This is a genomic window from Sphingobacterium sp. UBA5639 (genome assembly GCF_002421245.1).
Classification (GTDB): Bacteria; Bacteroidota; Bacteroidia; order Sphingobacteriales; family Sphingobacteriaceae; genus Sphingobacterium; species Sphingobacterium multivorum.
The window spans coordinates 1-24203 of record NZ_DIJR01000020.1 but is presented as its reverse complement, the minus strand read 5'-3'; the positions used below and the strand labels follow the sequence as shown (position 1 = coordinate 24203).

Sequence of the window (24203 nt, the reverse complement as noted above, 5' to 3'; positions counted from 1 at the left end):
ATGAAGATTAAAAACATTGGAAATGGTAATGAAACGAAACAGCACCTCCTCTCATTGCCGAATAAATCAAAAAAAAATCAAAATCAATAACTAAAAATTAAAGAATATGAACATCACAGGAAGATTGACAAGGGATGCGGAAGTACGCATAACGTCACAGGACAAACAAGTAGTAAACTTTTCAGTAGCGACCAACGACAGCTACCGTAACAAACAGGGCGAACGCATAGAGCAAACAACCTATTTCGATTGCTCCTATTGGATAACCCCGAATGTAGCCAAGCTACTCACAAAAGGTACTTTGGTAGAACTATCGGGACGAGTAAGCACAAGAGCGTGGACAGGTAATGATGGAGAACCAAGAGCAGGACTGAATTTCCATACCTCTCAAATCAAATTGCACGGAGGTGGCAAAAAATCGGAAACGGCACAAGCTACCACAAGCACAAACAATAGCAAGGCAGAAGACGACCTCCCATTTTAATCAAGAACATTCAATCATTTTTAACATCAAAATTTCTAACATTATGGCACATAATATCAATTTTAACGAGAGAACAGGACGTTATTCATTTTTTAGCGTACAACAAAAAGCATGGCACAACTTGGGGCAAATCGTGAAGCAATACCCGACAAGCGAGGAAGCTATCAAACACGCAGGGTTAGATTACGAAGTCGTAAAATCCCCACTTTTTACCAAAGGTTCGGGCATTATCGAAACGGCTAACGGTATAGAGATAGGCAGTAGAGAATTAGAAGTTCCTAACTATTTCGCCAACATTCGCACCGATAACAATAAGGTATTGGGAGTAGTCGGCAAGGATTACCATATCGTACAAAACCGTGAAGCCTTTAATTTCTTTGATGCTATTGTAGGTGGTGGCGAGGGCATTCTGTACGAAACCGCAGGAGCATTAGGCAACGGAGAACGTATTTTTATCACAGCCAAACTGCCTGACTATATCCGTGTAGGCAATGGCGATGATGTTACGGAAAAATACATTTTCCTAACCACTTCGCATGATGGTAGCGGAAGTATCACAGCCGCATTTACACCAATCCGTATCGTTTGCCAAAATACCTTAAACGCTTCATTACGCAATATGACCAATGTTGTCCGTATCAAACACACTTCGGGAGCAAAAGGACGTATCGAGAACGCTCACAAGATTATGGGACTTGCCAACACATTGAGCAACCAATTAGAGGGAATTTTCAATGAATGGGCAAAAGTAAAGGTAACAGACCGAGAGGTTAAAAAGCTAATTCAATTGGCACTTTGCCCGAATAAGGAAACCTTTGATTTAATCAAAAAAGGTGCGGAAGATGAAATTTCAACCGTGTTCAAAAACACCGTTGAAGATGCTTTTGCATACGCAATGATAAGCGACACCCAACAAATGGATACGACAAAAGGAACATTGTTCGGAGCTTATAATGCGGTTACAGGTTACTATCAGAACGTAAGAAATTACAAGAATGATGAAGCCAAGTTGCAGAGCATTGTATTGGGTGGCACTGCTCAACTCAAATCACAGAAAGCATTTGAATTGTGTAATGGTTTTGCTTTAGATGGTGCAGAAACCCTAAACCTTAATTAAATAACAACAGGCTACCGCTTTAATCGGTGGTAGCCTACTAAAAACAAAAGTTATGGCAAATTGGTGCAGTAATACAGTTGTATTCGAGGGGAAACCCGAAACAATCACAGCAATACAGGAACTTTTTCAATCAATGAAGGAAAAGGAAGAAAAAATCGAAGAAGGACAATTACCCGAATTTATTTCTAAAGATAATGGTGGTTATTTCTTCAATATCTATTGGAATGAAGGCGATGAAGGACAATTTCAATATGAAACAAAGTGGTCACCAAATATGGAAATCATTCAAAAGATAGCGGAGCATTACGAAGTGAATTTCACACACGACTATGAAGAAATGGGCAATCTTGTATATGGCAGGGCAACATTTTATGACAAGCTACTCACAGATGTTTATTTGGAAGACGTGGATTTTGAGCAATACGAATTTGATGAAGAAAACGAAACCTACCATTTTGAGGGTAATGATTACGAAAGCGATTACGAGATATTAGAAAACTTGTTGGAGCGGAAAATTAAAATTCAAGAAACTTAAAACCAAAGGCAATGGAAACAAGAACAATAGCTACAAAGTTTGTACGCCAAGATGTACCCGAATTGGCAACCCTGCAAAATGCAAAGGTTTACCTATTAAGGGAAAAACTGAACAAAGGCGACAAGTTGAACCGAGCCGAAAAAAATTGGCTTGCCGAAGCAGTAAACCGAAACGCCTATTTCAAAAGAGCCGTCCCGCTTATGGGTTATCGTTTTGGTTTCTAGGATGTTTTAAAATCCTATATCGTAAAGCAGTACGGCAGTTGGGCAGAATACAACGCTCCCGACAAAACAAGTCTTAGAAGTATCATTTATGGTAGGATTGACCAAATAGCGGAAATCAGCAAATAACACTTAAAGCCAAGTACGATGAAAATCATAGATAAAAAAGGGAATTGGATTGAAGTTACCGACCTCATAAAAGCTATTCAACAAACAGGTTGGTATAAAGAATATCAGCACGACCCACCAACAGAAACAGACAAGGAAAGACAGGAATATTGGGCAGATATGCACGAGAAACTTAAAAAAGAAAAAAGTATTAACAATTAAAATTTTAGAACGATGAACACCAATTTTTTCAATCAGATACAGCAGTTAGACTTTACAGGAGTATTACAACTGAACATTTCAAAAGGAATAGAAAGCAACCTAATTGTAACAGTATTGCTCAATAACGAACAATGCGGAGATAGTGCAAAAAACCTAATTCCACCATTGACCTTTAACGCCACACCCCAGGAGTTTGACGAGGGATTTTTTGAGCAGATAACCACACCTATACAAAAGGTATCGAGCTTAATGGTGGATATGGAGAAATTTCAAAAGCAACTTGATGAAGCCAAAGCACAATCGGCAATCGAGAAAGCAAAAACCGAAAAAGAGAAAAAAGAAAAAGAAGTCAAAGACAAGAAGTTTAAAGATGCAATGGCAAAGGCGGACGAGTTGGAGAAAGAGGGCAAATTCCGTGAAGCGTGGATAAAAGTTCCCGATATAACGGAGTTTCCCGAAAAAGCAGACGAGATACGCAAACGCAAAACCTCATTATCAGACAAGTTTGCCACGCCGAGCCTTTTCGGAGCAATTGACGAAACAAAACCCAAACTTCTACAAGCGGAAGCAGTTGCGGACGATTATCCTATTGATGAAGCGGACGAAGAAGAATAAAAGTGTTAACCCCAAAATTAGAAAGTTATGTTATTAGCAACCCAATTAGAGCGAGTGTTTATACTCAAAGATAAAGGACAGGACATCAGACTGACCGACCCCGAACCACGTTGGAGCGTGGAAGCCGTAATGAATTTTTACGCCAATATGTACCCGATTTTGACAACAGCAAAAGTATCTGCACCACAAATAAAAGACGATGCAGTCGAGTACAAGTTTGAGAGTGTAATGGGTACGAAAGGTTAACCAAATATTAAAGCGATGAATTATGCAACGCAACATCATATCGGGAACTATCAGCATACCCGAACAGAAACGACAACGGCAATTGCACCGACAGTTGGGCGAGTTCGCCAATTTGATGCAAAGACCAAAGGACGCAAACCAAGTGCAGAAAGACAAGCAGAAATCCGTACCAATAGCAATGCTACCAATGGTATTCTAAAGTGTACGTTTCTGCCCAAACTAAAAACGGCATCATCCGTACAGGCTTGTCAGAAAACGGAGAGGGATTTTTACAAGTCCCTTTCCAAACTTGCCAAGCATTACAGGATTGAACCAATGCAGACCAACAGTTTTAAGTTTCCCTACAATATAACATTGGCTATGTGGGATATGGAAAACAAAGTAAAGCGTACCAACAGCAATTGGGATGGTTTCAGATTGGTAAAGGATAGCAGGAAAACCTATTTTATAGGCGAGGAACGATACAACACAGGAACAACCTTGTATTACATTCCCGTTGTGCCACTCTTTAAAATGCTCAAAGACCCAAAGCGTAAAAAGACCGCACAGCTTTTACTATCGGTATGTAGTTATCTGTATCATATCGCTCAAATTCCGTATTACAGGCAGGAAGAAAGTTATCTATATTGGTTGTACGAAATGATGACAGATTGGGTGGAACAAGACGAGGAAACGGCAGAAACCGAAACCAACAAACGTGAATTGAGAAATGCCGAATACATTGGCGATAAAATAGAAAAAAAGCTATTTAACCGTATCAATCTAAAGGTATTTGAACAGCGTTTGAACCGATTTAAAATTGCTGATGCGTTCGATAACGGATGCTGGCAAGTGGCTTGTAATGCGTTTGACCTTTTTACTGAATATCCGAATGCAAGCATTTTCCGAAACGCACCAATATCCGAAGAAGACCCTTATAATGATGATGACGAGAATGAAATAATCGGAATGGAAAAATACATTTCATTTATTGCAGATACTAAAGGCTGGTTGTACGAAAGTCTTTCAGATACCATCAACAATGAATTTAACGAGTACGGAGCAATGGCAGAACCTACTATTTCCAAGCGATTTGACGGAAGTGAAATACCAACAGCAAACCTTGATTTTGAGAACCGTTTATTTGGTTTATTGAATGATTTGAGTGGATTATTATATGAATACAAAACGATAGAAAAATGAACACCTTAAACGACATAACCAAAGACTTCGGCACATTGTACCATCCAAAATCTGCTTTAGTTTTCTACGAAGCCAATGGAAAAGATACCGATATGTTCGTGGAGCATTTTGATATGGACAACAATGGAATACCTATCAATGCGCATCCATTAACTGTAAAAGAAGCCAATGTATTGGCTAAGTCCTTACAGACCGATGATGAAAAGAACCAAGCTTTTTTAAAACCAAAAGGGATATTGCCCACTAATATTCTGCATATCAATCCGAGTGCTGAAAAAGCCACGGTATTATGGTACACGAAAGCAAAGCAAAGACAACTTTATTTTGTGGACAGTTTGGGCATACCCAACGGAAAAGCACAAGTACCGCCAATGCTTTGGTTGGCAAGCAAAAACAGCCTTTCTGTATTTGCTTTGGCAAACGACAGAAGACCCACCGAGAAAACGCCTTTGCATTATGCACCTTTCTTCAATATCTACGAAAAAGGCAATGTATGTATGGGTACTGTGGGTATTGACGTCAAAAATTCGGCTTCGGTTGAGGAATTTATACAGGCGTGGGAACATTATTTTTTCAATTCCTATTTCAGTCATTCATTATGCGAAAACGTGACAAGAAAAAACATTGTAACCCTTTGGAAAGACCTTATCAACACAGATAAACCCTTTCGTAAAGAGGTATTGAAAAAGAACAATAAAACCCTTAAAAATCTATTGTGATGAATACAGCAAAAACAGCAGTACATTTTACAGATAATTACCTGCTCAATCCAACCAATCCGATTTCGGTAAACCTTATCGGAGCAGGTGGCACAGGTTCAAAAGTATTGACCGCCTTAATGGAAATAAACGAAAGTTTGATAGCATTGGAACACGCAGGGTTACAAGTCCGCCTTTGGGATGATGATGTTATCACAAGTGCCAATTTGGGCAGACAGCGTTTTGCAGAAAGTGAAACAGGATTATACAAATCCGTTGCTTTAATCAACCGATGCAACCGTTGGGCAGGTACAAATTGGAAAGCCGAAACGGTAAAATTTGAAAAAGATAATTTTGGCAGATTGCCCGAAGAAGCAAGGGCAGTTATTACCATTACTTGTGTGGATGGCGTACAGGCAAGGTTTGGCGTTGCTGAAATTTTAAAAGAAATAAGCTACCGCAGACACTATCAAGATGAGCCAAAATATTGGGTTGACTTTGGAAATAGCCAACACACAGGGCAAGTTATATTATCCACCATCGGAGAGATAAAACAACCAAATTCTGAAAAGTACGAAACGGTGGCAAGCCTGCCATTTGTTACCGATGAATTTGGCGAACTATTGAAGCAATCTGAACAAGAGGACAGCACGCCAAGTTGCTCACTTGCTGAAGCGTTGGAACACCAAGATTTGTTTATCAATTCATCGCTTACACAAATGGGTTGTTCTTTGTTATGGAACTTGTTTCGCAGGGGAATGACTGAATACAAAGGATTTTTTCACAATCTGAAAGATTTCCGCACCCACCCGATAAAAGTTGCCTAAAAGCCGAAATCGGCGGGCAAAAATGCAATTCCTCCCTACGGTCGGAAACGCATTTTTGCGGTTTAAAGCGGATGCAATCACTTTGCAAAAATGCACCGGCTCACAATTCCATTTCCTTACATTTTACCAAACAGGTTGCGAGTTTTTTGCGTGGGATATTCAGTATCCCATTTTTTGTTTTTGGTAATGACTTCTTTTCTTTTCACACAGCGACCAAAGAAAAGATTCTGTGTTGTAAAACAATTTTTTTTAGTTTTTTTGGTGTTAAATTGTGTACAATAACTATAAATTGTACTTTTGCACCACTCAATGAAAAGAACAGTACAAATATCATCCCAAGTTACTCCGCCTTGATCTTAGGCTAACTGTTATATTTCCCAATTTTAATTTATTGGCTTTTTTATCGTACCCAAAGGTTTTTTCTTTTGGTGCATCTCTTTTTTATTTACATTTTTAATATTTAAACATACTTTTTTATGCAGAAAGTTATTAATCTGTTTGATTTCAAACAGAAAATTAATTACAAAAACGAAATTCTTGCGGGTCTTGCGGTGGCTATGACCATGATACCTGAGTCTTTATCCTTTGCTATTCTGGCAGGGCTTTCGCCTTTGACAGGGCTTTATGCAGCTTTTTTAATGGGTATTGTTACTGCAATTTTGGGAGGCAGACCCGGAATGGTTTCTGGGGGAGCCGGAGCAACGGTAGTAGTACTTATCGCATTGGCAGCATCACACGGTGTGGAATATCTTTTTGCTGCGGTTATATTAGCAGGTGTACTGCAATTTTCAGTAGGAATTTTTAAACTGGGTAAATTTGTCCGCCTGATCCCACAACCAGTAATGTATGGTTTTTTAAACGGCCTTGCAGTAATCATTTTCATGGCACAGGTAGCTCAATTTAAAGTTGTAGAAAACGGGATAGAAGGTTGGATGCAGGGGCCGGCGCTTTATCTAATGGCTGGATTGACATTATTAACTATAGCCATCGTATTTATATTGCCAAAATTTACAAAAGCGGTTCCTGCATCTTTAGTAGCAATAATAGTTGTCTTTGGTATTGTATATTTTTTCGGCATCGATACTAAAAAAGTTATTGATATCGCCTCTGTAGGAGGCTCTTTACCTTCATTTCACATCCCTGCTATTCCTTTTACTCTGGAAACATTGAAAATTATTTTCCCTTATGCCTTGGTAATGGCAGGGGTTGGATTGATTGAAAGTCTGTTAACGCTTAATATGGTTGATGAAATAACCGGCACAAAAGGACAATCTAACCGTGAGGCTGCCGCACAAGGTATAGCCAATATCACCAACGGTTTCTTCGGAGGAATGGGTGGATGTGCAATGGTTGCCCAGACTTTAGTTAATGTAGGAGCTGGAGGAAGAGCCAGACTTTCTTCAATAGTTGCAGCCATAGCAATCTTATTGATCATTCTTGTTGCTGGTCCTGTAATCGAGCAAATTCCAATGGCGGCATTAGTCGGGGTGATGATGATGGTAGCTATAGGTACATTTGAGTGGGTCAGCTTTCGAATTATTAATAAAATGCCTCGACACGATATTTTTATTGGCATGTTGGTAGCAGTTATAACCATAGTATTGCACAACTTAGCTTTAGCGGTTTTGATTGGTGTAGTCATTTCGGCTCTAGTATTTGCCTGGGAGAGTGCTAAAAGAATACGTGCAAGAAAATATGTAGATGAAGATGGTGTAAAGCATTACGAAATTTTTGGGCCGCTCTTCTTTGGTTCTACTGCCGCATTTATTGAAAAATTTGACGTACTAAATGACCCGAATGAAGTTGTAATTGATTTTAAGGAAAGTAAAGTAGTTGATATGTCTGCTATTGAAGCTTTAAATAAAATTACGGAGAAGTATCACAAGGAAGGTAAAAAACTACATTTACGTCATTTAAGCCAAGATTGCAGGCAATTACTTAAAAATGCAGAAACAGTTATTGATGTGAATATTATTGAAGATCCTACCTACAAAGTAATGACTAATAAATAGCATCGGAATACCCAAGTTTAATATTACAACTACAGCAATAATTTTAAAAAAAATTATTGCTGTTTAAATTTATTATCGTAATATTGCGATATATTTATTTTTATAAAACTGATGGGTGTCACAAAAACCGAAATTTTTACAGAACAGCAGAACCATTTAGCTAGTATTTTAAAGGCACTGGCTCATCCTGCTCGTATAGCTATACTGCAACATATCATTAAACAAAATGCCTGCATCTGTAATGATCTTGTAGAAGAATTGGGATTGGCACAAGCGACAATTTCACAACACTTGAAAGAGCTGAAAAATATTGGTATCATTAAAGGAAATATAGAAGGAACTAGTGTATGTTACTGTATTAATGAAACAGTCTGGAATGAGATTAAGAAGGAACTCAATAGCTTTTTTGTCGAGAATGTAAATAGTAAAGAATGCTGTTAAGCTTTTTTTTAACACCAAATCATCGTAACATTGCAATATAACATTTATTGAGTTAATATCAGAAATATGAAGCTATCAAAAATTAAAGAAATCCTGCCAACATTAGTAAATGTTGGATTTCAATTAGAAAACGGAACCTTAGTTCCAGAACATTTCCACGTTACCGAAGTGGGACAAATTACTAAAAACTTTATAGACTGTGGTGGCGTAATCCGTTCGGAAAAAGTTGTAAACTTCCAATTATGGAATGCAGACGATTTCGAGCACAAATTAAAGCCAGCTAAGCTATTAAACATCATCAAGCTATCCGAAGAAAAATTGGGCATAGAAGATGCGGAAATTGAAGTGGAATACCAAAGCGAAACGATTGGTAAGTATGATTTGGATTTCAACGGAGATACATTTGTACTGAAAAATAAAACAACAGCTTGTTTGGCTCAAGATGCCTGCGGTATTCCTTCCGAAAAAGTAAAGAAAAATTTGGCAGAACTGCCTGTAAATAATGCTAATGCTTGTACTCCAGGTGGCGGATGTTGTTAAAATTGAATTTTTATGTTTTCAAAAATCATTCATACAGATAATTCAAAGACAACAATCATAATCCGACTGATTGTTGGAGGTGTTTTTTTATCGGAGGGCATTCAAAAATTGCTGTTTCCTGCCATTCGTGGAGCGGGACGGTTTGAAAAAATTGGCTTGCCATCGCCTGAATTTTTTGGAAGTTTTGTAGGCATATTTGAAATCCTTTGCGGAGCGTTTATTTTGCTGGGGTTGCTTACAAGGTTAGCAAGTATTCCGCTCATCATCATTATGCTGGTTGCCATTGCCACGACCAAAACATCTATTTTGGCTAGCGAGGGTATTTGGGAATTGCTGCACGGCAGCCGTACGGATTGGGCGATGCTTTTGGGAAGTATGTTTTTGTTAATCAAAGGCGGAGGTAATTGGTCTATTGATAAAATCGTAATGAGAAATGGAGCGTGATATTCAAATAAAGGAAATTGCCAAACTCTTTCTAAAGCTCGGTTTTATTGGTTTTGGAGGTCCCGCGGCTCATATTGCTATGATGCAGCAGGAGGTAGTAGTGAAAAGAAAATGGATGAGCGAACAGCATTTTTTGGATTTGTTGGGAGCTACTAATCTCATTCCTGGCCCCAACAGTACAGAAATGGCGATACACATCGGCTATGACAAAGGCGGTTGGAAAGGATTAATCTTTGCAGGGTTATGCTTTATTTTACCTGCGGTTTTCATTACCGGGATATTTGCATGGTTGTATCAGCAATACGGACAATTGCCCGAAGTACAGCCCTTTATTTACGGTATCAAACCTGCAATCATCGCTATTATCATAGGAGCTGTTTTTCCATTAGCAAAGAAATCAGTAAAGTCCACATTCTTGGCGGTTGTAGGTATTCTTGTTTTGGTACTGTCATTATTCGGCATTAGTGAAATCTATTTGATGTTTGGAGCGGGATTGCTGGCAATGGCCTTGTATTACCTTCAGGATACAAAAAATACGCTCCAAAGTTTTATCCCGCTCGCATTCTTACAAATCGCACAAAGCCCCTTACTGTCTGAAACAAATACCAAATTATTTTGGATATTCCTGAAAATTGGTGCTATCCTCTACGGAAGCGGTTATGTTCTTTTCGCCTTTTTAGATACGGAATTAGTTGCAACGGGCTTACTCACCCGGCAGCAATTAATGGATGCTATTGCTGTTGGACAGTTTACCCCAGGTCCTGTTTTTTCTTCAGTTACGTTTATTGGCTATCAAATCAACGGACTATCCGGAGCAGTTATTTCTACGATTGCTATTTTTCTGCCGTCGTTTATTTTAGTAGCATTGCTAAATCCCTTGATGAAAAAAATGCGCCAATCTAAAGGACTGTCCATTTTTCTCGATGCGGTCAATGTGGCATCTGTTGCAATCATAGCCGCTATTTGTCTTACAATGGGCAAAGAAACTATTACTGATTGGCGGACGATATTAATTGCAATGATAAGTGCGATCGTAGTTTTCAAATTCAAAAAAATAAATAGTGCCTTTGTGGTTATTGGAGGAGCATTATTAGGGTATTTATTTAATCTTATCTAAAGTTATCTTAAACAAAATATTTAAACAATAAAAATTAGACAAAATGAAAATAGCATTATTCAGTGATATTCACTCCAATTTACCTGCATTAGAAGCATTTTTTGAAGATGTTGAAAAAAGAAAACCAGACAGTATTTATTGTTTGGGCGATTTGGTGGGCTATAATATTTGGCCAAACGAAGTGGTAAACGAAATCCGTAAAAGGAGAATACCAACCATTGCCGGAAATTACGATTTTGGCATTGGCAGAATGAGCAACGAATGCGGTTGTGCCTACAAAACAGACAGTGAAAAAGATAACGGAAATATTTCTATTTCATTCACAAATTCTTTGATGAAAGATGAAGAAAGAGCGTATTTGCGTACACTTCCAGCCCATATCAAAGTAGAATTTCAACTGAATGAAGATAAATTGAATTTGCTTTTGGTACACGGAAGTCCGAGAAAAATAAACGAATATCTTTTTGAAGACCGTGAGGAAAAAAGTATGCTTCGCATTATGGAGCAAGCCGATGCAGACATTATGTGCTTCGGACACACACACAAACCTTATCACAGAGTTTTAAATTCGGGTATTGACGGTCAAAATCATTTCAGACACGCCATTAATATCGGTTCGGTTGGTAAACCGAAGGACAGCGATGTAAGAGGCGGTTATGTAATGTTTACGATTAATGAAAACAGTTCTGTGTTGGACAAAGATAGTATCAGTGTAGAATTTATACGCTTTGATTATGATATTGAAAGGGCTGCAAAAGCAGTTGAAGAAAGCATTTTACCAAACGAATACGCAGAAAATTTAAGAAGAGGTTACTAATCTAAAATTTATAAAAATGGAATTTCCAACCGAAAGAAAGTATTCAAAAGAACATACCTGGATAAGCATACAGGACAACACAGGTACAATAGGCATTACAGAATTTGCGCAAAGTGAATTGGGCGAAATCGTATATGCGGATTTACCAAACGTTGGATATAGTTTTCAGCAGGACGAAGTATTCGGCTCTGTTGAAGCAGTTAAAACGGTCAGTGATTTATTTATGCCTGTATCGGGTAAAATCACTGAAACGAACGAACTACTTTTGAAAGCACCAACACTCATAAACGACCATCCTTATAAAGACGGTTGGTTGATTAAAATTGAAATAAAAGACATTACAGAATTAGAAGACTTATTGACATCAAACCAATATAAAGAACTTACAAATTAGCAATGCAACCAAAATTAAAATTCTTAGACAGATACCTTACTTTATGGATATTCCTTGCAATGGCAATTGGCGTGGGTTTGGGTCATTTCTTTCCCAATATTTCTAATGTTACCAACAGCTTATCTGTTGGCACTACCAATATTCCATTGGCAATAGGATTGATATTAATGATGTACCCCCCCTTGGCAAAGGTTGATTATTCCTTATTGCCCAAAGCATTTAGAGATAAAAAAGTAATTGGCATATCCTTATTGCTCAATTGGGTAATCGGCACGCTATTGATGTTTGGATTAGCGGTTTTGTTTTTACGTAACGAACCCGATTATATGACAGGCTTAATTCTTATCGGTTTGGCAAGATGTATTGCCATGGTCATCGTCTGGAGTGACTTAGCTAAAGCAAACAGAGAATATACAGCTATGTTAGTTGCATTAAACAGCATCTTCCAGATATTTACTTACAGCTTTTTAGTTTGGTTATTCATCAACGTATTACCTGCAAAATTAGGATTAGCCAATTTCAATGTAAGCGTATCCATGAAAGATGTTACCGAAAGCGTATTGATATATTTAGGTATTCCATTCCTAGCAGGTTTTTTAAGCCGTTACTTCCTTATAAAATCAAAAGGTATAGAATGGTATAACCGAAAATTCGTCCCCGCAATATCGCCAATTACCTTGTACGCTTTACTGTTTACGATAGTATTAATGTTCAGCTTGAAAGGCGATAAAATATTGGAATTACCAATGGATGTAGTAAAAGTAGCCATACCGCTAATCATCTATTTTGTGTTGATGTTTTTCGTGAGCTTCTTTATCAATAAATCTCTTAAAGTTCCTTACGACAAAAACGCATCCATCGCATTTACAGCCACAGGAAACAATTTTGAATTAGCAATAGCCGGAGCAATATCGATTTTCGGCATTCATTCGCCACAGGCATTTGTGGGTGTTATCGGCCCACTGGTAGAAGTTCCGGTACTGATATTATTGGTAAAGGCAAGTTTATGGCTAAAGGAGAAATATTATAGTAAAAAAGACTGAATTTAAATTTCAGTCTTCTTACTCTTTCTTCTACTTGATAAATTCAAAATCACATATCCTATTATACCCGCAATGAGTGATGTTATTAAAACAGATAGCTTGGCCTCTTCAATGAAAACCTGATTGTCAAATGAAAGCATAGATATAAATATGGACATTGTAAAACCTATTCCAGCTAATAATCCTAAGCCAATAATGTGAATAAAGTTACTGTTTGCAGGAAGTTGACCTATCCCTAATTTAGAGCATATCAAAGAGGTTACAACAATGCCAATGGGCTTACCAAAAATCAATCCCAGTGAAATACCTAAACCTAAAGGGGAAGTCAGTCCTTCTATCATTTCCTGATGAATTGTAATATTTGTATTGGCGAATGCAAAAATGGGAATAATTAGAAAGTTAACAGGTTTTACAAGTGCATGTTCTAGTTTCTCTAACGGAGATTCAACTTCTGTATCATTGGTTGGCAAGGTCATCGCTACCAGTACACCTGCTATAGTGGCATGAATGCCAGAATGATGCACAAAATACCATATAAACACTCCTGGTATTAGATATAGATAGGGATTCTTAATATTGAATCGGTTCATCAAAATCAGTACTAGTATTCCAATTCCGGCATAGCCTAGATAGCCTAACTCAATTCCGGATGAATAGAAAATGGCAATTACTAAAATAGCTATGAGGTCATCCACTATCGCCAAAGCCGCTAAAAATATTTTTAAACTGGTTGGTACTCTTTTGTCTAACAGCGAAATTACGGCCAATGCAAAAGCAATATCGGTAGCCATGGGAATACCCCAGCCGGAAGCTGTCGGGGTTCCTGAATTAAAATATAAATAAATCAATGCGGGGACAACTGCTCCACCGATAGCAGCAAGGATAGGCAAGATTGCTTTTTTAGGAGAAGAGAGTTCTCCTTCAACAATTTCTCTCTTAATTTCCAGACCTACCAACAGAAAAAAGATTGCCATCAATCCGTCGTTGATCCACATACTTACGGAATAATTGAGGTGTATGGCTTCATTTTCATACCCCAGCTTTGTGTCCAATAAATTTTGTAGCGGAACGGCCATTGATGTATTTGCCACTATCATTGAAATCACTACGCATAAAAAAAGGAGGAAACCTCCAAAATTACTTGATTGAACAAAGTCTTTGAAAATATTTAAATTGATCTTATCCTTCATGTTTTAAATGTAAAAGTTAAATATCGCAATTTACCAATATTAACTTACTCTGCCTCATAGATGGGTTCTAAATCTATGAAATAAGCTTAATTTGGGTAATAAATCCGTGTCACTTTGTAGTGAAGATCTATTAAAATTATGCATGTAAAATCCTGACATAATAGCTAGTAAGCTAATACACTTTAAAATTGTAAGGAACTGTGTTGGGGCTATTTCCTTAATTATGGTAATGTTATAACTTCTGATGAGATTATTTTGCGTTCATATTCTGAATCATAATAGGCATTACTTTTCCATAATATGTATGTCAATTCCAATAATTTCCTTTGGATGGCAACTATAGCCTTCATTTTAATCCCATGCCTTGAAACTATTCTTAAGAAAATATCTCTGAATCTTTCATCAGTCCTGATTGCAGCCAGTGCCGGAAAGTGCATTACTTTCCTTAAATTCCGATTACCCCGCTTGGATTTAAAGCAAAATCTGCTCTCGCCCTTCTTCACTTAGATTATATTATACAAACATAGGAGAAGCAAAAGAACGTCGCCTGATTAATGATGGTTTATAATAGAATATTTGCCATAACCCTAGCATCTAATTCATTAAATTTGTCCTTAAAACAAATAGACTAATTCCTAAACAAAATACCCAAATTTTCTAAATTAAGGGGTTAGCGGTAAAGCTATAATACAGGTCATAAAAGATGAAATACTTAGTAAAGAACAAGGAGCTCGAATTGAAATATGAAGCAGGTAAAGGTGCTTGGACATATCACATCCAAGTACCTAACACTAAACATATCGTAGGAAAATGGGGCTCATTGAAAGTATCTGGTACAATTGACAACTACACAATTGACAGTATTAATTTGTTTACGATTGGAGGACAAGACAAGCTAATTTCAATTAATGACAAAATCAGGAAAGCAATCAGCAAAAGTGGTGGCGACACTGTAACTGTGACACTTTACTTATTGACTTCAAAGGAGCCGATTACAGAAAAAGAAATATTAGATACTTTTAGAAATTCGGGTGTTTTAAAATCGTTCAATAAATTACCAAAAGAAGATAGGATCAAAATTATTGAAAAAATATCCTCTACAAAATCCGAGGACAAACAAGTAAATCTAATTTTGAAATACATTGACCAATTGGGTGACGACAATGATTAAGCAGTCTTCACTTGATTTCCTTTCTACTCTCAAGCACAATGGTTTGAACAAAAAAATGGCATTACTTTAAAACTGTCAGTAAAAATAAATTTCAAAATGATTGAAACTGAAATCTCAATAACCGTAAACAGGAAATCCGATATTACCTTATTAGAGCAAACAATCGTCGGTAACAAGTTCCAATTTCCGGTTTACATTCGGGAATATGAATTTAGCTATCAAATAAATTTTACAAGTGATTATGAGGAATGGGAATTAGACACGGCTATTCTCAATTCTTTTCCTGGATATGAATTTACCACCGACCTTGAAAAAGGACGGAAGGAAATACGGGTTCAAATATCCCGATACCAATCAGAATTATCGACTGATGGCTGGGGAAGACGGATTGAAAATCCTTTGGATGAAACGAAATATCTTGTAAAAGCATCGGTAAATAATCCTGAAAAGTTCAACCCTAAAATCAAAGTCTTGTTTGAAGATAAAGAGCAGTACTACTTTGTAAATATTGCAGATGGTGTTAACAGTGCTACTGAAGAAAAAGGTTTTTTGCTTCTGGATCATTTTAAAACCAATGAAACGGATGAAGCAACATTTTTTGATAGATTATACAAATCTCCATTAGAAGCTTTTCATTCAGGATACTATAAGTTATCTGAATTGGTTGACAAGGATTTTAGCACTTATCTTGAAAACAAAAAGAAAGAAATCAGAGAAATTCAAAAACAACCACGAAAAATCATCAGAGATTTTATAAACGCCTTTAACAGTTCCGATGAAAGTAGTATCCTGAAAAATCTTGACGAAAATATCATTTTTGAAGTTCGTAAAAACTGGAAAACATTATTTGAAATCGAAGGGCTTTCAAAATTCAAAGAGTATCTGAACTCATCCGATCAACAATTGTGTGGTAAGAATTTTAAAATCAGGTCATCTTGGAGTTTTAGTTTACCCAACGTGACTATTGGAATAAAATATTTTCCGCCAGCTACAGAACAGGATATGCTCCCTATTCAAAAATATGAGCAGATAAGGTTTGTACTAAATGATAAAAAAATCGCTAGTATTTTGTATGAGAATTAGTGAATTTTATCCTAATTGATAACGGCTTCTATTACTTTTCTAAAATATTCCGCATCATTACCAATCAGCAAGTAACTTGAAAAACCAATATCTAAAAGATATTTACCCACTTTCTCATCATCAATATCACTATGTGCAATAAGTTTTATAGTTGGATATTTTGTTCTTAATTCTTGAAGTTCAACAAAAACATTCTTGTTGTAAAAATCAAGGTCGATAATACAAATTTTTGGGAGTTCATTTAATGAAGATAATTGTGATAGTCCATCTTCAATGCTTTCCGAACGAAATAAGACTTCAGTTCCTGAAGCAATGAGGTCTTTACAAATGAAATCTAAAATTGGGCTTTTATCATTGATAAAGGCGAGTGTAATTTTTTGTTGGGATGTACCAGTTTTCATATCATCATACTTTTTTAAAGTTGATGTAGCCCTGCACAAAAAGAAAGCGCAGGCAACTACACTTACCGCACATTGAGGCACTGGTATACCCGACAACGAATAAGCGAGCGCCCACGCCTATGGCATGAGCGTTCTTCCTTATTGTCCCGTTGTCTAAAAATTACCAGTTTTCAATGTGGGACTTAAAGCAAAAACACTTTAAGTATTTCTATATTTTACATAGCAAAGATACTAAACTCTTGCTATTAGATGTATTAATGCAACAAAAAAGCTTAGTCTGAATTAGTTTTGTGATTGATATAATTCTGCTCCAATATTGTCATCAAATCTGTTTCCTTATAAATAATTTTGCCACCAATCTGAATATAAGGCAGGATATTATCATCACGATATTGCTGTAAAGTGCGTTTGCTAATGTGTAACAGTTTGCATACATCTTCGCCCGACAAATAAATTTCTCCATTCATTACAGGACGATAGTTTTTTAATATGCTTTCAATACGGTTTCTCAACATCAAAATCATTTCTTGATGGGAAATGATTTCTTCATTCTCATTCGTCAATAAATCCATTGTCATTGGTATTTTAAGGTTGGTGGGCTTCGAGCAAAGCCTGTACATCCGAGCGTTTATAATAATTCTTCCAGTTTAGTTTGGAATAAGGCAATAAGCCTTTGTCCTTGTAGGTCTGCAAAGTCCGTTTGGTAATATCCATCATCAGGCACACTTCCTGGTTATCGAGCCATTTTTCTTCTTTAAAAATTGAAGTGTATTTCAGTGTGGCATTTTCGGTCAATTCCAAAAGTGCTTTCAGTTCATTTTTCATTCCGTCCAATACGGATTTTTGTATTGCGATAACTTCCATTTTTTGCTCAATTTTGCTGTGGAAGTCGAATTTATCAAGGATTTGTAAAGGCTTGGAAAATGTTGTATTGATTGTCGTTGAAAGGTAGTATTTGTCGCCACGATATAAATTTCAAGATAGTTTATTTTGTAAATTTGAAGAATATAGGTTACTGATAAATTAATTTTAAATGGCAGTATTACAAAAAGGCAATTCAAATTATCCGTTTTGGGGAGCATCAATAAATCTAATCACTGGACTTGACCCGTTAGGCCTTCAAACAACCTCAGAAGCGACTTACGCCACTATGTTGCCTGGAATTTCCAATTTGACTAATCGTCTCCGTTATTATGGGTTTTATTGTTGGCTTTTAGACTTCTATTTCAAGACCGAGAAGAAAGGCAACTCAAAAGAACAATATCGTTTTATCCGCAGAGCTGAATTGATGATTGCCATAATTATGCAAAGCGAGCGTAAAGGAGTTCAACAGATAACAGGAAGTAACTTTGCTTCAAACCTAATAAATACAGCTGAGGAAACTTATTTTGACTTAGCCGAAGGAGCAGACAAGGACAATACCGATAAAAATGTTTATTGGAAATATCCGTCCGGTGCATTCGGACAATATTATTACGGAGCAATGCAGGCACTTTCCTTAATTATTACAGCAATAAATGATGATGGAGATGTTATTTACAACATTAGTAAACCACACCCAAGACAAAAAGTTTCTGGGGAACAATTAGCCGAGGCTTTTGAAGTTTCATTGTCACCACAAATAAAAGAGTTATTTTATAGTAATATTAAAAAAGGAAAACTTTACCACTCTGATATTTCAGAACTGATAAAATATTTTGCGATTGACACGATACAAACAGAAAATGCCGAATGGCAACTATATGTGGAAATGCTTTTGGACAAAGACGAACCAAGTCAAGAAATGGAAGAACGTTTTACTTTTCACAGAAGGGAAACAATTTTGTCGCTCTTAAATACAGCTGTTAAAAATGAAAATAATTACGACTGGTATAGATTTCTATTGGAAAGTTACCGAAAGAAATTGGGAACAAATGGTTATCCTGAAACGGAAACTAATATTGGTTGGTACTGCTATCAATTAAATGAGTATTGGCAGTACAGTTGCGGCACGATGTTTTGGGCTGTATTACAACATCTTTACGATTTCCAACAAGACCAATATCTACCATTGTTTGTAAAGAAATTTTCAAGCAGTATTACAAATGAAATATGCAAAGAGCTAAAGCAAGCTACAGAGCCAACAAGTTCACTTGCAGAAATTTTGGAGTTAATCCCTGACACAGAAGATGAGGAAAACATCAAAAAGGAAATTGATGGAACAAACGACCCTGTTATAGTAGCAAAATATGGCTTTATTCTTTTGCTTCAAATATTCAAAAATAATAGAGAGCAACTTCATCCATTGAAAGAATTTATGAGCAGAAAAAAGATAGAAAGGGATGGGAATATGGTTGATGGTATCTTGACAGTTCACACAGCAGAAAACGATACACTTCAAGATTTTGTTGAACAATTTATTTTACGCAAAATTATTTACAGGCACTCAATGGTTGCACTCAGAAAAATGGGCAACGGCTCACAGGCTACTCACAAATTTTTTATTGAGGAACAATACATCCGTTTCATAGATACATTTCCTCCAAGAAACACATCGCCAAGAATGAACGCCTTGCAAAACATAATGTTTGATTTACAGGTAATCAACGACCAAAGGGTTTTATCGCCATTACATAAGAAACTTTTGATTGACTGATGATACTAGAAAGAGAAAACATACTAACATTGATAGGAAGCAGAAGATATCATTCTGCAATTCTTACTACCTTCAGCTTTGACTTTTATTTTTTTGAAATGAAAGCAATGAAATGGTTGCGTTCTTGTGGCGTGAGAAACATCAACGTTTTTATTGATGGACATTATTATTCAGAGTTAATGCAACAAGCGACAGGAGAAGAAATGCAACTTTCTGCCGGTTATTCACTTTATCCTGTTTTTCAAAAGTCAGTATTCCATCCAAAAATTTGGATGTTGTTTGGTGAAAAAGAAGGATTGCTTATTGTTGGTTCTGGAAACCTTACAAATTCTGGAAATGGCAACAATGATGAGATTTGGGGAGCATTTCATTTTGATATTCGTTCAACCGAAAATTCATCAGTCTTTTCGTCAGCTTGGGATTATCTATCAATTCTTTCATCGTCAGTTAAAGGACAGATGAATGAAAAAACTACAAAATGGATACTTGAACATTCTAAATGGCTGAATGAATTGCCAAAGACAAAACCATTTCAATTTTTCGAAACGTCGCAAAAAGAGAAGGTTGCTTTCCTGTTTAATACTGAAACAACTTCTATTTGGAACGAACTTTTAAAACATCTTAGCAATGAGAAAGTAGTAGAAATAACTACCATTTCTCCATATTATGACAAAAATGGGAAAGTATTGCAAGAACTTAATTCTCTTTTTCCTTCAGCCATAGTAAAAGTCATATTGGATGAAAGTGGTTTAATCCCTTCTGCAATGCAAGTGAGCAAAGCGTTTACATTTTACGATTGGTGTGATGCAGGCGTAAGCAAAATCCAATATGCAAAATCTGGAAACTCAAAATCAAAACTTCACGGGAAGATTATTCATTTCAAGACAAAAAATGGAAAAGAGTTTTGCTTGTTCGGTAGTGCCAATATTACACCTGCAGGATTGGGATTATTGGGCAAAAATTCAAATGCAGAAGTTTCACTTCTTATTCAGTCAGAAAAAGGTGGACTGTTAAATCAATTAGGCATAAAACTGAAAACAAGCAATAGTAAAACCCTTGATGAATTTACAACGACTACAAGTAAATCAATTTATGAAACTATAATCGAGAATAATCAATTTAAACTACAACTGCTATCGGCAGAGTTGATTTATGATGAATTTATACTTCATTCCAATGGCACCTATACCGATGAATTTAAGGTTGTTTTCTTCGATAAACAAAACCGATTTTTGTATTCCAAAACATTCTCAAATTATGAGAAAGAACTAAAAACAAAACTCAATTTAGAATTAGGCACTTTCCAATATGTGCAATTGACAAATATTAGTGAAGAGATTATCTCTAATAAACTTTTGATTTCAGATTATTTCCTCTTGGCAAAAACGCATCCTAATCCAAAGACAGAGGAAATTGAAAAAATTTATAGCGAAATCCAAAATGGAGAGCTGAGCAAAGTTCTCGACTTGTTGCATTATGCAATCTTTGATGAAACAGAAAATGAAACAGGAGCCAGCTTTTTAGATAGTAGGAGAAGCACGTTTACAAAGCTGAATGATGACAAAGAACCTGAAAAACTTTACGATCTCTCTTCCTATAAAGCAATAGAAAATTCTGGATTTGAAAAAAACCTTCTACTCTCTTCTCTTTCCCTACGTGTTTTAGATGTTTTGAAGTTCATCAATTTAAATGGAAATTCAACAAATAAACAAGCTGATATAAGTATTGATGAGCAAGAAGACGATTTAGGCAACATAAATGGAAATGAGGAAGGAGAAGTGGCAACGGTTCGTAACCTCTCTTTTGTCATTCTTAAATCTGAAAAAAGAAAGTTGATGAACTACTTTGATAACCTTTACAATTACCAACAAGAAATTCTCTATGGGAATAGTCGACCAAAAACATATAGGCCTACACTTACAGATTTGACTAAATATTTAATCGCTCTTGAGTTGATAAGTGAATACGGAGGGAAATCTGCAAAGTATGACGAACAAGACACGCACCATTTTTTCAGTTATTTACCATTTGTAGACGATTATGACAATAACAATGTAAAGGATTGTTGTTTAAATTTAATTGGCGACTTTTTGATGCTGGCAAGAAGCGGATTTAAAGCGTATGAATTTGACTATACAAAAAAGAAAATCGAGGAACTAAAAAAAGAGGCACTCATAAATACAATTGTTTGCTTAATTAACAATCGATGGAAAGATGATGAATTACATTACTTTTTTACTATGGCAAAACAAAAAAAACTTTAGATATTCAGTTATAGTGTTTTTAATCGCATCTATGGTATTTACATTTTTAGTATTCCAATACAGTAATGTTTTTTGGGGTCACATCGTCTCTGGATTATTTGTGTTCTTCGGTTTAGGTGGTATCATTAAATGTATCAAGAAAGATTATGTTTAGTAAAATATGATAAAAACAAATATTACCTATCGAAGTTTAATCTATCCAATAAGGCTTTTCTATATTAGGTATATCCCATCGAACACCTGTCATATTGGTCAATCGATCTAGTTGCTTATGAATATTTGTATAAAAATATTCGTCTAGCCATTTAAATAGAGGTTTCCACTCACGAGGTGCGCCCCAACAAAAAACCATCTGAATATTTGCATCAACAGAGATTGTACTATCTACATACTTTAGTTCAATTTTCGCTTCAATGGAGTTGTGCTTTTCGTGATGTGCGTACTTCTTGTTCCGAAGTAAGAGTATATAATCATGCACTTTGCGTAGTTCAGCAGGAATAATTGATCTACTTAAAGTTGTTGCACCATTACCTGATTGAAAAATCCGACCATAGGAAATGACAATGCTTGTTGTAAGACCTTCCAACATTAAAAGGCTTTCTTGATAATTTGATTTATCGTTGAAACTGTCCAAACGTGAATACCAATAACGAATAGAAGACAGTGCGTACATATTTAAAAGCATCTTATTAAGTTGCTCTATATCTTTTCGATATTTGATCGTAATTATATTTAAGTATTCCTCGGATTCCGATAAGCTCATATCAATATATTATATATAAAAATAAAATAAATTTGAATTTAATTTATAAAAAGTATAAATTTGCATTAACAATTCCCCACAGGCCTCTATAATATGCACACTTGTGGGGCTTTTTTTTGCAAAAAAATGAGGTACGATAAACAGCCTAATACAATCCAAGACCAAATTACTTTACTCAAAGAGAGAAATTTAAAGATTCCTTCAGATGAAAGAGCAGAGAAGTATTTAAAAACAGTTGGATATTACCGATTAACAGGTTATATGTATCATCTACAAGAAAGGGATGGTACACATAAGTTTAAACCAGATATCTCATTTGATGATATCATTGACACATACAATTTTGATAAAAAGTTACGTATGCTCACCCTAAATTATTTAGAGCGGATCGAAGTAGCAATGCGTGCGCTTATAACACAAAACTATTCTTTATCAAAAGGATTTTTATGGTACACAGACTCCAATAATTTTGTCAAACCGGTAAAACCCCCTGAAAATATAGAAGAAGATGTAAATAACGGAAAAATGGAATTACCGCGAAAATACATCAATATGCATCATTACATTTGCAAAACGATAAAAGAACGGTTTGATGAATCTAAAGATACGTTTGCGCTTAAGTTCAAAGACAAATATACAAATGAAAGTTATCCTCCGTGTAATATGGCACTTGAAGTTGTGTCTATGGGATGTATTTCAAAGATGTATGATTCTCTTGCAAATTGTACAGAAAAACAAGATATAGCAAAATCATTTGAGATATCATATAATGTATTGCAATCTTGGTTAGTATTTCTCACCAACATTCGGAATATATGTGCTCATCACGGCAGACTCTGGAATCGAAAAACAACTGCTGATAAATTTATAATACCTAATAGAGAATTTCAAAAATTTAAGGGTAGTGTACCAGACAATTTTGTTTATACATATTATGGAACATTATCGATAATGATAAAATTATTGAGTAAGATAAATTCCACAAATAGTCTAGAAAAAAAATTTAGAGATTTGATTAAAGAATACCCTAAAATAAATACAAGACACATGGGGTTTCCAGATGATTGGATGGAAAATCCTGCATGGAAATAGAACACAATATAACACCATAGTAGAATTATTTAGTCGAAAAAATATTTCAAAAAAAGGGGATAAGGAGGGTGTAAAGTAAACTGTGTCAATAAAAGAATTTTTATATTAGACACAGTTTACTTTACACCCTCAATCAATCTTTTGATAGCGGGAAATTGAAATATAAAATGATGTCATTACGATAGTTGATTTTTAACAGTTAAATTCTACATCTCAACTACTTAAGTTTTCATTTGATTAAACGTTGACTACTGCACACATATTTTCAAGTATTAAGCTTAAAAATATGTGTGCAGTAGTCTATTCATTATATTTTCAATAATTCTGTCAATTCTTCAAATGATGAAATCCCATTAATATCTGTGGTATCTATCCAATCAATTCCTCCTGCTGGCAAGTAGTTAATGATACCTGTTTTAAAATTGTACTGTTCATTAATTTTCTTCATATCAATAAACCAATCCATAGGAAGCTTTTTCAATCTCACAATTTCCTGAAAATCATTTGATAGTTTGTTGGTGCATATTCCGGTGATGTTGAC

28 protein-coding genes and 2 pseudogenes are annotated in these 24203 nt (G+C 35.8%); 23 read left to right on the top strand and 7 right to left on the bottom strand.

The window, feature by feature from the left end; translation table 11 throughout:
- Window positions 1-106: 106 nt before the first annotated feature.
- From B4Z90_RS13125 to arsB, 18 genes and pseudogenes are all read left to right on the top strand, one after another.
- On the top strand, window positions 107-484 hold the full coding sequence (locus tag B4Z90_RS13125) for a single-stranded DNA-binding protein (RefSeq protein WP_037438456.1): 378 nt from the start codon (window positions 107-109) through the stop codon (window positions 482-484).
- Between the two features lie 43 nt (window positions 485-527).
- Entirely contained in the window at window positions 528-1601 is a 1074-nt protein-coding gene (locus tag B4Z90_RS13120) for a DUF932 domain-containing protein (RefSeq protein WP_037438457.1), read from the top strand.
- Window positions 1602-1653: 52 nt separating this feature from the next.
- Window positions 1654-2136: a hypothetical protein gene (locus tag B4Z90_RS13115; protein ID WP_037438458.1), complete on the top strand. Its 483-nt coding sequence runs from the start codon at window positions 1654-1656 to the stop codon at window positions 2134-2136.
- Window positions 2137-2147: 11 nt separating this feature from the next.
- A pseudogene (locus B4Z90_RS25070) lies at window positions 2148-2486 on the top strand (molybdenum ABC transporter ATP-binding protein).
- A gap of 18 nt (window positions 2487-2504) precedes the next feature.
- Complete coding sequence (locus B4Z90_RS13105; RefSeq protein WP_037438459.1) at window positions 2505-2687, top strand: hypothetical protein; 183 nt, start codon at window positions 2505-2507, stop codon at window positions 2685-2687.
- A gap of 12 nt (window positions 2688-2699) precedes the next feature.
- Window positions 2700-3302, top strand: coding sequence for a PRTRC system protein E (locus tag B4Z90_RS13100; protein WP_037438460.1), 603 nt, complete (start codon window positions 2700-2702; stop codon window positions 3300-3302).
- Between the two features lie 27 nt (window positions 3303-3329).
- A complete protein-coding gene (locus tag B4Z90_RS13095) occupies window positions 3330-3548 on the top strand; it encodes a PRTRC system protein C (protein ID WP_037438461.1) in 219 nt (72 codons plus the stop codon).
- Window positions 3549-3563: 15 nt separating this feature from the next.
- Entirely contained in the window at window positions 3564-4730 is a 1167-nt protein-coding gene (locus B4Z90_RS13090; RefSeq protein ID WP_037438462.1) for a hypothetical protein, read from the top strand.
- Window positions 4727-5449 (top strand): PRTRC system protein B, encoded by a 723-nt coding sequence (locus B4Z90_RS13085; RefSeq protein WP_037438463.1) that lies wholly within the window; start codon window positions 4727-4729, stop codon window positions 5447-5449. The genes B4Z90_RS13090 and B4Z90_RS13085 overlap by 4 nt, the downstream gene beginning before the upstream one ends.
- Entirely contained in the window at window positions 5449-6255 is an 807-nt protein-coding gene (locus B4Z90_RS13080; RefSeq protein ID WP_132778939.1) for a PRTRC system ThiF family protein, read from the top strand. Before B4Z90_RS13085 ends, B4Z90_RS13080 begins: the two co-directional genes overlap by 1 nt.
- A 476-nt stretch (window positions 6256-6731) precedes the next feature.
- Complete coding sequence (locus tag B4Z90_RS13075) at window positions 6732-8267, top strand: SulP family inorganic anion transporter (protein WP_002978310.1); 1536 nt, start codon at window positions 6732-6734, stop codon at window positions 8265-8267.
- A 111-nt stretch (window positions 8268-8378) separates the two neighbouring features.
- Complete coding sequence (locus B4Z90_RS13070; RefSeq protein WP_002978307.1) at window positions 8379-8708, top strand: ArsR/SmtB family transcription factor; 330 nt, start codon at window positions 8379-8381, stop codon at window positions 8706-8708.
- Window positions 8709-8774: 66 nt separating this feature from the next.
- Entirely contained in the window at window positions 8775-9248 is a 474-nt protein-coding gene (locus tag B4Z90_RS13065; protein WP_002978305.1) for a DUF6428 family protein, read from the top strand.
- 12 nt (window positions 9249-9260) lie between these two features.
- Window positions 9261-9692 carry a DoxX family protein gene (locus B4Z90_RS13060; RefSeq protein WP_002978304.1) on the top strand — a complete coding sequence of 144 codons (432 nt, stop codon included), beginning with the start codon at window positions 9261-9263 and terminating at the stop codon, window positions 9690-9692.
- On the top strand, window positions 9682-10809 hold the full coding sequence (gene chrA, locus B4Z90_RS13055; RefSeq protein ID WP_002978301.1) for a chromate efflux transporter: 1128 nt from the start codon (window positions 9682-9684) through the stop codon (window positions 10807-10809). The genes B4Z90_RS13060 and chrA overlap by 11 nt, the downstream gene beginning before the upstream one ends.
- Before the next feature lie 43 nt (window positions 10810-10852).
- Window positions 10853-11626, top strand: a complete 774-nt coding sequence (locus B4Z90_RS13050; protein WP_182984181.1) for a metallophosphoesterase family protein — start codon at window positions 10853-10855, stop codon at window positions 11624-11626.
- Between the two features lie 16 nt (window positions 11627-11642).
- A complete protein-coding gene (gcvH, locus tag B4Z90_RS13045; RefSeq protein ID WP_002978297.1) occupies window positions 11643-12020 on the top strand; it encodes a glycine cleavage system protein GcvH in 378 nt (125 codons plus the stop codon).
- A 2-nt stretch (window positions 12021-12022) separates the two neighbouring features.
- Window positions 12023-13063 (top strand): ACR3 family arsenite efflux transporter, encoded by a 1041-nt coding sequence (gene arsB, locus B4Z90_RS13040; RefSeq protein ID WP_132777329.1) that lies wholly within the window; start codon window positions 12023-12025, stop codon window positions 13061-13063.
- A gap of 2 nt (window positions 13064-13065) precedes the next feature.
- Here the strand turns inward: arsB and nhaA are convergent, their stop codons facing one another.
- Both nhaA and B4Z90_RS13030 read right to left on the bottom strand, forming a co-directional pair.
- The gene (nhaA, locus tag B4Z90_RS13035) at window positions 13066-14253 is read right to left on the bottom strand and encodes a Na+/H+ antiporter NhaA (protein WP_002978293.1); all 1188 of its coding nucleotides are present in this window, start codon (window positions 14251-14253) and stop codon (window positions 13066-13068) included.
- A 221-nt stretch (window positions 14254-14474) separates the two neighbouring features.
- Window positions 14475-14723, bottom strand: a pseudogene (locus B4Z90_RS13030) (transposase); the annotation flags it as partial.
- Between the two features lie 233 nt (window positions 14724-14956).
- Here B4Z90_RS13030 and B4Z90_RS13025 point away from each other — a divergent pair.
- Both B4Z90_RS13025 and B4Z90_RS13020 read left to right on the top strand, forming a co-directional pair.
- Window positions 14957-15424: a DUF1905 domain-containing protein gene (locus B4Z90_RS13025; protein ID WP_037438465.1), complete on the top strand. Its 468-nt coding sequence runs from the start codon at window positions 14957-14959 to the stop codon at window positions 15422-15424.
- Between the two features lie 96 nt (window positions 15425-15520).
- Window positions 15521-16507: a hypothetical protein gene (locus B4Z90_RS13020; protein WP_037438466.1), complete on the top strand. Its 987-nt coding sequence runs from the start codon at window positions 15521-15523 to the stop codon at window positions 16505-16507.
- An 11-nt stretch (window positions 16508-16518) separates the two neighbouring features.
- Here B4Z90_RS13020 and B4Z90_RS13015 read toward each other — a convergent pair whose 3' ends face one another.
- From B4Z90_RS13015 to B4Z90_RS13005, 3 genes are all read right to left on the bottom strand, one after another.
- Complete coding sequence (locus B4Z90_RS13015) at window positions 16519-16908, bottom strand: response regulator transcription factor (protein ID WP_037438467.1); 390 nt, start codon at window positions 16906-16908, stop codon at window positions 16519-16521.
- A 272-nt stretch (window positions 16909-17180) separates the two neighbouring features.
- Window positions 17181-17480 (bottom strand): helix-turn-helix domain-containing protein, encoded by a 300-nt coding sequence (locus B4Z90_RS13010; protein ID WP_037438468.1) that lies wholly within the window; start codon window positions 17478-17480, stop codon window positions 17181-17183.
- Between the two features lie 13 nt (window positions 17481-17493).
- Window positions 17494-17772: a helix-turn-helix domain-containing protein gene (locus tag B4Z90_RS13005; protein ID WP_132777330.1), complete on the bottom strand. Its 279-nt coding sequence runs from the start codon at window positions 17770-17772 to the stop codon at window positions 17494-17496.
- A gap of 169 nt (window positions 17773-17941) precedes the next feature.
- On the opposite strand from B4Z90_RS13005, the gene B4Z90_RS13000 reads away from it, so the two are divergent.
- Window positions 17942-19543 (top strand): hypothetical protein, encoded by a 1602-nt coding sequence (locus B4Z90_RS13000; protein ID WP_037438470.1) that lies wholly within the window; start codon window positions 17942-17944, stop codon window positions 19541-19543.
- A complete protein-coding gene (locus B4Z90_RS12995; protein WP_286802424.1) occupies window positions 19543-21807 on the top strand; it encodes a hypothetical protein in 2265 nt (754 codons plus the stop codon). Before B4Z90_RS13000 ends, B4Z90_RS12995 begins: the two co-directional genes overlap by 1 nt.
- A 190-nt stretch (window positions 21808-21997) precedes the next feature.
- On the opposite strand, the gene B4Z90_RS12990 is transcribed toward B4Z90_RS12995, so the two are convergent.
- Window positions 21998-22570, bottom strand: coding sequence for a hypothetical protein (locus B4Z90_RS12990; RefSeq protein ID WP_286802423.1), 573 nt, complete (start codon window positions 22568-22570; stop codon window positions 21998-22000).
- Window positions 22571-22696: 126 nt separating this feature from the next.
- Here B4Z90_RS12990 and B4Z90_RS12985 point away from each other — a divergent pair, with 126 nt between their 5' ends.
- Complete coding sequence (locus B4Z90_RS12985) at window positions 22697-23662, top strand: Abi family protein (RefSeq protein ID WP_286802422.1); 966 nt, start codon at window positions 22697-22699, stop codon at window positions 23660-23662.
- Between the two features lie 307 nt (window positions 23663-23969).
- Here the strand turns inward: B4Z90_RS12985 and B4Z90_RS12980 are convergent.
- A partial coding sequence (locus tag B4Z90_RS12980) for a hypothetical protein (protein ID WP_286802420.1) occupies window positions 23970-24203 on the bottom strand: 234 nt, incomplete at its 5' end.